Here is a 12,260-nt window from a genome sequence, read left to right on the forward strand (position 1 = left end):
CTCACCCGCCCCGCCGCATCTGCTCCAGCATCGCGTTGTACGCCTTCAGCTCCGCGTCGTCGTCCCGCTCGGCCTGCCGGTCCTTGCGGGCGGCCTCCCGGGAGTCGTCGCGCGACCACTGCACCACGAGCGTGACCATCACCAGCAGCATCGGGATCTCACCGGTCGCCCAGGCGATCCCGCCGCCGGTGCGCTGGTCGTCGAGCAGGTCCACCCAGGGCAGCCCGACCTGGCGGTAGAAGTTCTCGCCGAGCTCCGTGGAGGAGCTCATCACCGCGACGCCGAAGAACGCGTGGAACGGCATCGTCGCGAGCATGACGGCCAGCCGCCCCAGGTGCGGCAGCCGGTGCGGGGCGGCGTCGACGCCGATCAGCGGCCAGAAGAACAGGTAGCCGACGAGCACGAAGTGCAGGTTCATCAGCTGGTGGGTCCAGTGGAACCGCAGCGCCCCGTCGAACAGCGGGGTGAAGTACAGGACGTAGAACGAGCCGACGAACAGCACCGCCGCGAACGCCGGGTGCGTCACGACCTTCGCGACGCGCGAGTGCACCGCCGCGAGCAGCCACTCCCGCGGGCCGGGCGGGTTGCCGCGGCCCGCCGGGCGCAGCACCCGCAGCGCGAGCGTGACCGCGCCGCCGAGGCTCAGCAGGATCGGCGCGAGCATGTTCAGCGTCATGTGGCTGATCATGTGGACGCTGAACATGGACGGGGAGTAGAAGCCCAGCCCCGACGACGTCGCCAGCAGCAGCGTCGCGCAGCCCAGCAGCCACGCGACGGTGCGTCCGACCGGCCACGTCACCCCGCGGGCCGCCAGCCGTCGCACGGCGGCCAGGTACAGCCCGGCGAGCACCAGCGCGCCGGTGCCGAACAGCAGGTTCCAGCGCCAGTCGACGAGCACCGCGAGCGCCGAGAACGGCCGGGTGATGTCCCAGCCGATCAGGGTCTGCAGTGCCGAGTCGTCGGCGACGACGAACCGCGGCGGCACCAGCCGGATGCTCGCGACACCCAGCGTCGCCACCGTCGCCCCCAGCACCGCGACGACCGGCAGCAACCGCCCGGGGGGCACCGGTCCGGCCGGGTCGGCGACGAGCCCGCGGGCGAGCAGCGCGGTCAGCGGGACCAGGGCCGCGAGCAGCACCGCGACGACGACGGCGACCCGTACGTAGGGCGACCCGCCGAGCGGCCCGGCGTCGGTCACCACCAGCTGGAAGACGACCTCACCGAGCAGGTACACGACCCCGCCGACGGCGAGCAGCCCGCGGACCCGGCCCGCGGCCCGTCCCTCGACGACGCCGCCGTGCGCGCGGAACGCGACCAGCCCGGCGACCAGCCCCAGCCAGGCGGTGCCGGCGACGGCGCGCAGCACGTTCGCGTCGCCGCTCCAGTCGTGCCCGGCCCCGGTCGCGGCCGGGTGCACCGCGGCGGGCACCGCCATCGCGCACGCGGCGAGCAGCCCGAGCGCGGCGGCGGCCTTCCAGCTCAGCGAGAACGCCGACCCGAGGGCGACGAGCAGCAGCAGGGCCCCGGCGAGCGCCCAGCCCAGCGGCTCCTCGATCGTCGCGGCGGCGCCGAGCCACCCGAACGGGCCCACCGACGCCAGGACGCCGGGGGAGTTGCCGGTCATGTCGGCCACCGACAGCCAGCCCGCGGCGATCGCCGACACCCCGGCGACGGTGGAGGCCAGGGTGCCCCGGCGCAGCGCGCGGTAGCCGTGGACGTCGACCGTCCCGGACGTCTGCGGGGCCGCGACCAGCCCGCCGACCAGCAGCGACCCGGCGGCAAGCGCGGTGGCGGCCACGGCCAGGACCTTCGCGACGACCGTCGCCGCCTTCAGCCCCGGCTCGGGCACCGGCAGCCCGCTCTGCCGCCAGAAGCCGTCGTCGCCGATCGAGACGGCGACCGCGGCACCGGCGCACAGCAGCACCAGGGCGACCGTGAGCGCGGTCAGGAGCCCACGGCGGTCGCGCCGCGCCGGCACCGCCGGTGCGGGCGGCGCACCGCCGGCCGCGTCGGTCGTCGCCTGCTCCGTGCTCGCGCTCACCGAGAACTCCTCCGCAGGTGGTCACCGGGCACCGACCGCGCCCGTGTCACCTCCGATGGTCCCCGTCCGGCCCGGCGCGCGCCGCACCGGGTCGGACGGGACTGCTCAGTTCCCGGTGATCCCGGACCACCAGCGCTGGATCGCCTCCCAGAAGCCCTGCGCGTCCTGCCCGATCTGGCCCGGGTCGGGCAGGTTCGAGGGCAGCGACGGCAACGACGGCAGCTCGGTCGGCAGCGACGGCAGGTTCGACGGGAGCGACGGCAGGTTCGTCGGCAGACCCGGGATGTTGCTGGGGATCTGGATGCCGCCGCCGTTCTCGCTGCTCGGGGCCTCGGTCGTCTCGGTCGTCGTCTCGGTGGTGGGCAGTGCGCTGGTCTCGGTGGTCGGCGGCGCCTGGGTGTCGGAGTCATCGTTGCCGAACAGCAGGAACCCGAGCAGCAGCACCAGCAGCGCGACGACGAGTGCGCCGATCGCGATCCACTTCCCGATCCCCGACGAGCCGAGGTCGCGCGGCTCGGGTTCCGGCTCCGGTGCGACGACCGGCGTCGCGACGGCAGCCGGCTCGGCCAGGATCTCGGCGACGCGCTGGGCGTCCGGGCGCCGCGCCGGGTCGGTGGCGGTGGACTGCGCGATCGCCGTCCGCAGCGGCTCGGGCACGTCCGCGGGCACGACCGGGGCGCGGTTCACGCGCTCGGCGGCGCCCTGGAGTCCCTGTCCCTGGTACTCCCGCCGCCCGGTCCAGGCCTCCAGCAGGACGAGGCCGAGCGCGTACACGTCGGTCGGCGGTCCGACCGGGCGGCCCTGGACCTGCTCCGGCGACAGGTACGCCGGCGTCCCGATAATCTCGCCGGCCGCGGTGTGGCCGTCGGCCCCGAGCAGGGCGGCGATGCCGAAGTCGGCGAGCCGGGCCCGGCCGTCGGAGTCGATCAGGATGTTCGACGGCTTGACGTCGCGGTGCGTGACGCCCTGGGAGTGGACGTAGGCCAGGGTCTGGGCGACCTCGGCGCCGATCCGCCGGATGTCCTCGGGCGGCAGGTCCTCGGACGCGATGACGTCCTTGAGCGTCGGCCCGTCGACGAGCTCCATCACCAGGTAGGCGCGGTCGGCCTCGACGGCGAAGTCGTGCACGGCGACCAGGCCGGGGTGGCGCAGGTTCGCCATGACCTGCGCCTCCTGCTCGAAACGCTGGTCGGCACTCGGGTCGTCGGCCGCACCGAAGATCTTCACCGCGACCGGCCGGTTGAGCCGGGTGTCGGTGGCCCGGTGGACGTCGGACATCCCGCCCTGGCCGATCAGCCCTTCCAGCCGGTACCGGCCGCCGAGCAGCTCGGGCTCGGTGATGGGGGCGGGCATCATCCGGGTCGCGTCCGGCCGCGACGGCCGCGGGGCGCCGTAGGCCGCGGTCGGCGGGGCACCGAGGTGGTGGGTCGGGGCCTCCCCGGGCCCGAGGCGCCGGGTGCCGTCCGGGGGACCACCGGGACCGCCGGGGCCCGGACGGCCGGGGCCGGGGGGCGGGCCGACCCGGCGGGTGGCGTCCGGTGCGTTGCTGCGGGTCGCCGGGTCCTCGTCGGCGCGCCGCGGTGCGGGCCGGGACCCGCCGACGCGACGGGTGGGGTCGGGCGCGGGACCGCCGCTCGGCGGCCGCTGCCGGCGGTTCCCCGTCCGCCACGGGTCGGACGCGTCCCTGCGGGTGCGCTCCGGATCGTCGCCGCGGGTCACGGGCCCTCCCGGTCTGCTGGTGCGGCCGGACCGCGGGCGCGCGCACCGGCCGTCCGCCGTCGCGGCGGACCTCCTGGCGGGGACCGTACCGTCCGGAACCGGTCACCCGGGTGGACGGCGCGCCAGCACCACCCGGTGATCCTGCGCCGCGGCGCGGTCAGCGTGCCGCGACCGGTGTGCGCAGGTCGGCGGCGGGGAACGGGGGCCGGTCGTCGAGGCGGACCGACAGCTTCCCGGCGGCCCGCCAGGCGCGAGCGGTGAGGTCGCGGTCGGCGTCGGTGACGAGGTTGCCCATCACCCGCAGCGCCACCGTCATCAGCGCCCGCGACCGCATCCCGATCGGCCCGGCCAGCGGCAGCAGCCGGGGGATCGTGATCAGCCCGGCGAGCCGCCGCGCGATGGAGAACGCCAGGCCGTAGTGCGAGCGCAGGGTCGCGGGCCAGGCGCGGTCCAGGTCCGCGCCCGAGGCGAGCAGCTCCGCGACCAGGCGTCCGGTCTCCAGGCCGTAGTCGATGCCCTCGCCGTTGAGCGGGTTCACGCAGCCCGCCGCGTCGCCGACCAGCGCCCAGTTCGGCCCGGCGACGCCGGACACCGCCCCGCCCATCGGCAGCAGCGCGGAGCGGACCAGCTCGACCTTCGGGCCGAGCTCCCACTCGGCGCGGCGCGCGTTCGCGTAATGGTCGATCAGGCCGCGCAGCTTGATGTTGGCCGGGCGCCGGTCGGTGGCGAGCGTGCCGACGCCGATATTGACCCGGCCGTCGTTCAGCGGGAACAGCCAGCCGTACCCGGCCAGGACCTCGTCGGCCTCGCCACGCAGCTCCAGGTGCGAGCTGATCCACGGGTCGTCGTGCCGGCCGGAGGTGACGTAGCCGCGGGCGGCGACGCCGTAGGCGGTGTCCTGGTGCCACTCGCGGCCCAGCACCCGCCCGAGCGTGGAGCGCGCGCCGTCGGCGACGACGAGCCTGCGGCACCGGACGGAGCGGCCGTCCTCGAACACCACGGAGTCGACCCGGCCCCCGGAGAACGTCACGTCGACGGCCTTGGCGTCCTCCATCGGGGTCGCGCCGGCCTCCAGCGCGACCCGGCGGATGCCCGCGTCGAGCTCGGTGCGCGGGATCGCCGAGCCGTGCGCCGGCAGCGATCCGCCCGGCCACGGCAGCTCCAGGACCTGCCCGAACCCGTGCGCGCGCAGCCCCCGGTTGGTGCCGTGGGAGTCCACCCAGGCATCGAGGCCCAGGTGCCCCAGCTCGGCGATCGCGCGCGGGGTCAGCCCGTCACCGCAGGCCTTGTCCCGGGGGAAGGTCGCGGAGTCGGCGAGGACGACGTCGAGACCGTGCCGCGCCGCCCACGCCGCCGCCGCCGACCCGGCCGGTCCCGCCCCGACGACGAGCACGTCGGTGGAGTCCGGGGTGGCGGCGGGCGGGACGGGACCGGTGCTCATGACCACAGTGTCGCAACCCGGCCGGGCGACCGCCGCCGAGCGTGCCCCCGGTCACGACCGGGTCAGGTGCCAGAGGATCACGTCGTGGGCGTGGCGGGCCTTGTCGTCGCCGCGGAAGGCGACCTCGTGCACAGCCGTCCCGACGGTGACCGCGATCTGGCTCGAGCTCGCGAACCGGCCCAGCAGGTTCCGGTCGGCGACGAAGGAGACCGAGGAGATCCGGCCGTAGGGGATCGAGGTGATCGCCGTGCGCTTGCCGACGAAGGAGTTGTCCTGCAGGACCACCCGCAGGTCGGTCAGGCCGAGGAATCCGGTGCCGGCGCCGATCGCGTCGTACACGGCGCTGATCCGCTCGCCCTCCAGCAGGCCGGCGGCGACCTTGTCGAGCTGGTCGCGCTTGTCGAAGACGGGTTCGCTCATGCCCTCGATACTGCCCGGCGGGCGAGCAGTGTCCGCACCGTCCAGACCAGCGCGGAGACGGCGAACAGCACGACGGTCAGCCACACCCACCGCATCCGGTACGGCTCCTGGTCGAGCCCGGTCGCGTTCAGCGTGCTCAGCGCGCCCTGCCCGATGATCCCGGGCAGGAACATCAGCAGCGCGAGCCCGGAGCCGAGCACCGGGATCCGGACGTGGTTGACCAGTGGTACCCGGGTGCGGGGCAGCGTGAGCAGCAGCAGCCGGTCCCCGGCGGCGTAGAGCGGGAACAGCACGAGGTCGTGCAGCAGGACCGCGCCGGCGAACCGCCAGGCCATCCTGACCAGGTCCGGGGACCCGGAGACGATCGCGTACACCGCCCATCCGGCGAGCGCGAAGCAGCCGAGGGCGGCGAGCAGGCGGCTACCGGACAGCAGCACGGGAGAATCCGATCGTCGCGACCCACTTGGTGTTGTGCACCCCGGGCAGCGCCGGGACGATCAGCCGCGCCGGGTACCCGTGGTCGGGCGACAGGTCGGCGCCGTTGACCCGCAGCGCGAGCAGCGAGTCCGGCGACAGCGTCTGGGCGCGGTTGAGCAGTGACCGGGAGAACGGGCTCCCCACCTCGACCGACCGCACCTCCGCGGTCACCGGGTCGGTCACCCCCGCCGCGCGGGCCAGGTCGGTCAGCCGTACGCCCGTCCACACCTGGGAGGTCGACCAGCCCTCGACGCAGGCGAGCGGCAGTTCCGCGGTGTGCTGGGGCAGCGCGGCCAGCGCCGCGCGGTCGAGCACCACCGGTGCCGCGCCGCCGGTCAGGGTCAGCGTCCAGGCGCTCCCGACCGCGGCCAGGGCGATCCCGGAGGCGACGAACGTGCGGTTGACCGGGAAGTCGTTCGGCCCGCCCCGCTCGGTGCTGTCGGGTGCCGTCGTCCGACCCCGGGGCAGCAGCAGCGCGGTCGACCGGAGCTGGTCGGTGAACTGTCCGACGGTCAGCGCCGCGACGAACAGCATCCCTCCGCCGACCAGGGCGATCGCGCCGCGCCGCGACATCGTCGGCGGGTCCGGGTCCGGCGCGACGAGCGGGTGCGCCGGCTCGGGACGGGTGTCGGCGAGCGGCGTCGCGAGCTCGGCGCGCAGCGACCGGCTCCGCAGCGAGCGGACCATCGTCGGGAGCTTCGTGACCACGTGCAGCGCGAACGAGGCCAGGAACACCCAGGCCGCGGCGTAGTGGCCGTCGTAGAAGGAGAAGCCGAAGACGTAGAGGTCGCGCGGATTGATGGATGATCATGGGCGGCGGTGTGGTCGGCTGTCCCAGCGGTGCGTGGTCCAGGCCTGCCGGATCAGGCTACGGAGTGTGATGATGGTGTCGGCGAGGTCGAAGAACGCGTCGACGACGGTTTCGCGGCGTTCGTAGCAGCGCTGCAGCCGGTTGAAGCTGTTGTGCCAGGCGTTGGTGCGCTCGATGTGCCAGCGTTGGGTGGCCTGGATCGGTGCTTTCTCGCCCTTGCGCGCGATCTCGCTGTGCAGGCCCCGTTCGGTGAGTGTGTCGCGGGTCTTACCGGAGTCATAGCCGGCGTCGAGGTGCACGGTGATGTCGTCGGGCAGCGGGCCGAGAGCGTCGAGGTGGTCGAGAGTGGGGCCCAGTAGCGGGGAGTCGTGGCGGTGTGCCCCGGCCAGGACCCGGCCCAGTGGGATGCCATGGCCCTCGACGAGCACCGATCGCTTCATGCCCTGTTTACGCCGGTCAACCGGTGACGGTCCGGCGACCTCACCGCCGCCGGGGGCCTTGGTGATGGCGCCGTCGACGGCAACGTCGTCAAGCAACAGGCCGACGATGCGGTCGTAGGCGTCCAGGGCGATCCGGCGTAGCTGGGCGAAGACCCCGAGCCGGATCCACTCGTCACGGCGATCGCGGATGGTGGTCGCCGAGCAGGTGCTGTCGGAGACGCCCTGATACGGGCAGCCGAACCGCAGCACCTGCAGGAGCTTGTCGAACACGACCCGATCCGCGATCCGGCGGCGGTGACAGCCCCACGGATGAGTGGGATCGAACTCGACCCGGGGCGGCAGCAGCGCGGCGAACTGGTCCCACAACGGCTCGGTCAACCATGATGGCAGGGCGGGCACGCGGCCTCCAGACGATCACGAAGAGTCAACAACTTCATGATCGACAGGCCCGTGCCCGCCCCTCACCATCGACACCCGGCCGCGACCCAGCTGTGATCAATCCGCGCGACCTCGTAGTCGTACTGGACGTTCAGCAGGCCGGTGACGATCAGGAACAGGATCGAACCGACCAGGAGCACCAGGGACAGCCGTTCCAGCAGCTTCACCGGGTTCCGCTCGGGGGCGGTGAACAGCTTCGGGATGACCGACCACAGCTTCGCCAGGACCAGCGGCACCAGCACGATGCCGAGTCCGACGTGCAGTCCCTCGGTGAGCCGGAACAGCCAGGCCGGCGACACCGGCCAGTCCACCCAGGGTAGCTGCAGACCGCCGACGGCGTCGGCGGCCGGGATCGCCTGCTCCCGGCCGTAGGCGAGCCGGTCGAGGAGCCCGGTGAACGCGACTACCGGCAGACCCACCAGCAGCGGGAGGGCGAACATCGAGGTCAGCCAGGGTCCCCGGATCGGGCTGCGCCATCGCATCACGCGTCTCACGATCGGGTCAGCTCCAGGAACACTCGGGCGCCGAGGTGCACGTCGGTCACGCGCAGACCGGCGCGGCCGGCGGTCACCGCGAGGGGGACCGCGCCCTGCACCGCCCACGGGATCGGCTCGCCCGCCCCGCCGCCGCAGAGAACCCGGGCGGTGCCGCGCCAGGCGTGCTCGGGACGCGGGTCGGCCTCCACCAGCACCGTCCCGCCGCGGGCGAGCAGCCGCGCGGCGCGGGTGAGCAGGGCGGCCGGGTCGCCGCCGATGCCGAGGTTGCCGTCGGCGAGCAGCACATGGGACCAGCTGCTCTCCCCGGGCAGCGGGCCGAACAGGTCGGCCTGGACCATCGCGACGCCCCGGTGGCGGCAGAGCACCCGGGAGACCGCGGAGCCGTCGACGCCGAGGGCGGCGATCCCGCGCGCGGCGAGTGCGGCGAGCAGCCGGCCGGGCCCGCAGCCGAGGTCGACGGTGGGGCCGGTGCAGTGGCGGACCAGCCAGTCGTCGCAGCCACCGGCCGCGTCGGCCCAGCGGTCGACGTCCAGGGCGATCTCGGTGCCGTCGTCGCAGAGCAGGCGCGAGGGTGCGCCGGACAGCGGCATGTCGAAGCCTTCGGCGGTCACGGTCACACCGACACCTCCGGACATCGCAGGGTCAGCTCGGCGACGGCGCGGGCGAAGCGGCTGCCCGGGACCTGCGCGGCGACGGCGACGGCCTCCGCGGCCGTGTCGACATCGGTCAGCGGCTCGGCGAGGACCACCCGCAGCCCGGCGGCCCGCAGCGCGTCCAGCGTCCGGTCGCCGGTCTCGGCGGTCGACATCGGCACGCCGTGCAGCGCGGCGGCGGCGAGCGGGTCGCGCAGTCCCAGCACCCACCACCCGCCGTCGGTCGCGGGGCCCAGGACGGCGTCCACCCCCGGTTCGGCGAGCCGGTCCGCACAGCGGGACAGCAGCTCGGTCGACGCCTGCGGGGTGTCCATCCCGACCTGCAGGGTCGGGCGTCCGGGGTGGCGCGCGAGGGCGTCGGCGTGCGCGGCGGCGATCCGTGCGGCCAGACCGTCCCCCCGCTGCGCGACAACGCCGAGCCCGTCCAGCGCGGCCGCCAGCTCGGCGGCCCCGGTGGCGGCGGCCCGGTCCCCGGTCAACGCGACGACGGTGTCGCCGGGCACCCCGGCGGCGGCGCCGAGGGTGTCGAGCAGCGCCGCCGAGGCGATCGCCGCGGCGAGCTCCGGCGTCGCGGGCGGGCACAGCCGGGTCTTGACCCGGCCCGGCTCGGGGGCCTTCGCGAGGACGACGGTGGTCACGGGGCCGGTCATCGCAGCAGCCGGATCATGTCGCGCCCGGCCCGGACGGTGCCCGTGACGGAGCCGGAGACCTTGGACCGCCCGCCGGCGCGGCGGGAGTAGGCGACCGGGATCTCGTCGAACCGCCAGCCCGCGCGCCCCGCCCGCAGGAGCAGCTCCAGCGGGTAGCCGAAGGCCCGGTCCTCGATCTGCAGGTCCAGCAGTGCCTGCCGGCGTGCGACCCGGATCGGGGCGATGTCGTGCACCGGGACCCCGCGGGCGCGCAGCATCCCGGCGATCACCGCGTTCGCCGCGCGGGCGTGCCAGGGCCACACACCGACCGTGTCCGGCACCCGCCGTCCGACGGCGATGTCGGCACGGCCGGACGCGACGGTCTCGGCCATGCCGGGCAGCACGTCGGGGTCGAGGGAGCCGTCGCCGTCGAGGAAGGCCACGAGCTCACCGGTGGCCGCCTCCAGCCCGGCGTGCACGGCGGCGCCGTAGCCGCGTCGCGGTTCGACGACCACGCGTGCCCCGTGCCCACGTGCGACCGCGGCGGTGTCGTCGGTCGACCCGTTGTCGACGACGATCACCGGCCAGTCGTCGGGCATTCGCTTGAGGACATACGGCAGCGCCTCCGCCTCGTCGAGGCACGGCAGCACGATCTCCGGGTGCACGTCGCGATCCTCACCTCTCTGCCGGACCACCGCCCGCCGAATGCGGGACGGTCCCGCAGGGGGTTCGGACGGCGTCCCTCAGCGGCTCGGGGCGATCGGTGAACGGAGCGGGTCGGTCGCGAAGGCCGTCACCCCGTCGGTGAAGCTGGTCCGGGCGCGGAAGCCCAGCCGGGAGGCGGCGTAGGCCGGGTCGGCGACGACGTGGCGCACGTCGCCGGGCCGGGCGCCGCCGACGATCTCGGGCTCGGGACCGTCCATCGCGCGGGCCAGCTCGGCGGCGAGGTCACCGATGGTGTGCGGCTCGCCGGAGCAGACGTTCGCGGCGCCGAAACCGGTCGGCTCCGGATCGGCGACGAGTGCGGCCGCGTTGGCCGCGGCGACGTCGGTGACGTGGACGAAGTCCCGGCGCTGCCGGCCGTCCTCCATCACCCGCGGCGCCTCACCCCGCTCCAGCGAGGACCGGAAGATCGACGCCACGCCCGCGTAGGGGGTGTCGCGGGGCATCCGGGGGCCGTACACGTTGTGGTAGCGCAGCGACCACACGGTGCCGCCGGTCTGGCGGGCCCAGGCGCTCGCGAGGTGCTCCTGGGCGAGCTTGGTCGCGGCGTAGGTGCTGCGCGGGTCGACCGGCGCGGACTCCGGGACGAGGCCGGACTCGAGGTCCTTGCCGCACTCCGGGCAGCGGGGCTCGTAGCGGCCGGCCTCGATGTCGTCGAGCGCGCGCGGCCCGGGCCGGACGACGCCGTGGTCGGCACAGTCGTAGCGGCCCTCGCCGTAGACGACCATCGACCCGGCCAGCACGAGCCGGTCCACCTTGGCGGCGTGCATCTGCGCCAGCAGCACCGCGGTGCCGAAGTCGTTGTGGGAGGCGTAGTCGGGGGCGTCGGCGGCGGAGACGCCGTGCCCGACCATCGCGGCCTGGTGGCAGACCGCGTCCATCCCCGGCAGGAGCCGGGACAGGGTCTCGCCGTCGCGGACGTCGCCCCGGACCAGCTCGTGGTCCAGCTCCGGGGCCTCGCCGCCGTGGGCCTGCGGCAGCAGCGCGTCGAGCAGGACGACCTCGTGGCCGTCGGCGACGAAGCGGTCGGCGACGTGGGACCCGATGAATCCGGCACCGCCGGTGACGAGAACACGCATGTCCGCAGACGCTAGGGCGTGCCGGCCCCGCCCGCCGGGTGCACGTCCGGCCCGGCAGCGCTGTCCTCGGGCCCGGTCGCGCTGCCCTCGGGCCCGGTCGCGCGGTCGGCGGGCCCGGCCGTGCGGTCGGTGTCCCAGGCCTCGGCGGCGGCCAGCGCCAGGCCGAACAGGCCGGCCCGGGCCTCGCGGGCATCGGTCCAGCCGCGGTGCTCCCACTCCGGCCCGGCGAGCGAGTCCGCGGCGAGGAACACCTGGCCGTAGCCGACCCCGATCCGGCGCGCGGCCGCGACCAGCGCGGACGCCTCCATGTCGACCACCGCGCAGCCCTCGTCGCGGCGTCGCGCGACCCGCGCCGGGGTCTCCCGGAACACCGCGTCGGTGGTCCAGCACCGCCCGACGACGTACGGCACCCCGGCCCCCGCCAGGGTCCGGGCCACCGCGTCGACGCCGTCCGGGTCGGCGTCGATCGTGCGCGACGGCGGCTGGTAGTGGAACGAGGTGCCCTCGTCGCGCAGTGCGCTGCCCAGGACGACGGCGTGCCCCAGCGTCAGCTCGTGCCGCAGCGCCCCGGCACCCCCGACCCCGACGACGGTGCGGACGCCCAGCGCCGCGAGGTGCTCCAGGAACATCGCCGCCAGCGGCGCGCCGACGCCCGGGTGCAGCACCGCGACCGGTGTCCCGCCGGGCCCGGTCGTGCGCCAGACCGGGCTGCGGCCGAGCTCGCTGCGCAGCACGGTCACCGCCGCGGAGCGTGTCCCGACGTCGGCGACGACCTCGGGGAACCAGCACAGCACCGCCGCGGACGGCATGTCCGGGCGGTGCGGGGTGATCGCCGACGCCCGGATCACGCCCTCGGCGTCCAGGTCGTCCTCGTGCAGGGGGAGGTCCATCG

Annotated in this window: 13 protein-coding genes; all 13 read right to left on the reverse strand. The window is 75.2% G+C overall.

Annotation, left to right across the window (positions count from 1 at the left end; all coding sequences use genetic code 11):
* Window position 1: 1 nt before the first annotated feature.
* The 13 genes from Ae717Ps2_RS28435 to Ae717Ps2_RS28495 all read right to left on the reverse strand — a co-directional run bounded on the left by Ae717Ps2_RS28435 (window position 2) and on the right by Ae717Ps2_RS28495 (window position 12,258).
* On the reverse strand, window positions 2-2,041 hold the full coding sequence (locus Ae717Ps2_RS28435) for a cytochrome c oxidase assembly protein (RefSeq protein ID WP_083702522.1): 2,040 nt from the start codon (window positions 2,039-2,041) through the stop codon (window positions 2-4).
* 105 nt (window positions 2,042-2,146) lie between these two features.
* Window positions 2,147-3,760 carry a serine/threonine-protein kinase gene (locus tag Ae717Ps2_RS28440; protein ID WP_075334086.1) on the reverse strand — a complete coding sequence of 538 codons (1,614 nt, stop codon included), beginning with the start codon at window positions 3,758-3,760 and terminating at the stop codon, window positions 2,147-2,149.
* A 157-nt stretch (window positions 3,761-3,917) separates the two neighbouring features.
* The gene (locus Ae717Ps2_RS28445; RefSeq protein ID WP_075308934.1) at window positions 3,918-5,201 is read right to left on the reverse strand and encodes a geranylgeranyl reductase family protein; all 1,284 of its coding nucleotides are present in this window, start codon (window positions 5,199-5,201) and stop codon (window positions 3,918-3,920) included.
* A gap of 51 nt (window positions 5,202-5,252) precedes the next feature.
* Window positions 5,253-5,621 (reverse strand): PH domain-containing protein, encoded by a 369-nt coding sequence (locus Ae717Ps2_RS28450; protein ID WP_075334087.1) that lies wholly within the window; start codon window positions 5,619-5,621, stop codon window positions 5,253-5,255.
* Complete coding sequence (locus tag Ae717Ps2_RS28455) at window positions 5,618-6,058, reverse strand: hypothetical protein (protein ID WP_075334088.1); 441 nt, start codon at window positions 6,056-6,058, stop codon at window positions 5,618-5,620. The genes Ae717Ps2_RS28450 and Ae717Ps2_RS28455 overlap by 4 nt, the downstream gene beginning before the upstream one ends.
* Window positions 6,042-6,833 (reverse strand): molybdopterin-dependent oxidoreductase, encoded by a 792-nt coding sequence (locus tag Ae717Ps2_RS28460; RefSeq protein WP_233147704.1) that lies wholly within the window; start codon window positions 6,831-6,833, stop codon window positions 6,042-6,044. Before Ae717Ps2_RS28460 ends, Ae717Ps2_RS28455 begins: the two co-directional genes overlap by 17 nt.
* A gap of 72 nt (window positions 6,834-6,905) precedes the next feature.
* Window positions 6,906-7,748 carry an IS5 family transposase gene (locus Ae717Ps2_RS28465; protein WP_075329730.1) on the reverse strand — a complete coding sequence of 281 codons (843 nt, stop codon included), beginning with the start codon at window positions 7,746-7,748 and terminating at the stop codon, window positions 6,906-6,908.
* 62 nt (window positions 7,749-7,810) lie between these two features.
* Window positions 7,811-8,272 (reverse strand): hypothetical protein, encoded by a 462-nt coding sequence (locus tag Ae717Ps2_RS28470; RefSeq protein ID WP_075334089.1) that lies wholly within the window; start codon window positions 8,270-8,272, stop codon window positions 7,811-7,813.
* Window positions 8,273-8,277: 5 nt separating this feature from the next.
* Entirely contained in the window at window positions 8,278-8,901 is a 624-nt protein-coding gene (locus Ae717Ps2_RS28475; protein ID WP_020624082.1) for a methyltransferase domain-containing protein, read from the reverse strand.
* Complete coding sequence (locus Ae717Ps2_RS28480; RefSeq protein ID WP_075308932.1) at window positions 8,898-9,587, reverse strand: DUF2064 domain-containing protein; 690 nt, start codon at window positions 9,585-9,587, stop codon at window positions 8,898-8,900. Before Ae717Ps2_RS28480 ends, Ae717Ps2_RS28475 begins: the two co-directional genes overlap by 4 nt.
* On the reverse strand, window positions 9,584-10,231 hold the full coding sequence (locus tag Ae717Ps2_RS28485; protein WP_075308930.1) for a glycosyltransferase family 2 protein: 648 nt from the start codon (window positions 10,229-10,231) through the stop codon (window positions 9,584-9,586). The genes Ae717Ps2_RS28480 and Ae717Ps2_RS28485 overlap by 4 nt, the downstream gene beginning before the upstream one ends.
* A gap of 78 nt (window positions 10,232-10,309) precedes the next feature.
* Window positions 10,310-11,368 (reverse strand): NAD-dependent epimerase/dehydratase family protein, encoded by a 1,059-nt coding sequence (locus Ae717Ps2_RS28490; RefSeq protein WP_075308928.1) that lies wholly within the window; start codon window positions 11,366-11,368, stop codon window positions 10,310-10,312.
* A gap of 11 nt (window positions 11,369-11,379) precedes the next feature.
* Entirely contained in the window at window positions 11,380-12,258 is an 879-nt protein-coding gene (locus Ae717Ps2_RS28495) for a nucleoside phosphorylase (RefSeq protein WP_139318858.1), read from the reverse strand.
* Between the last annotated feature and the right edge of the window lie 2 nt (window positions 12,259-12,260).

The organism is Pseudonocardia sp. Ae717_Ps2, from assembly GCF_001932475.1.
Classification (GTDB): Bacteria; Actinomycetota; Actinomycetes; order Mycobacteriales; family Pseudonocardiaceae; genus Pseudonocardia.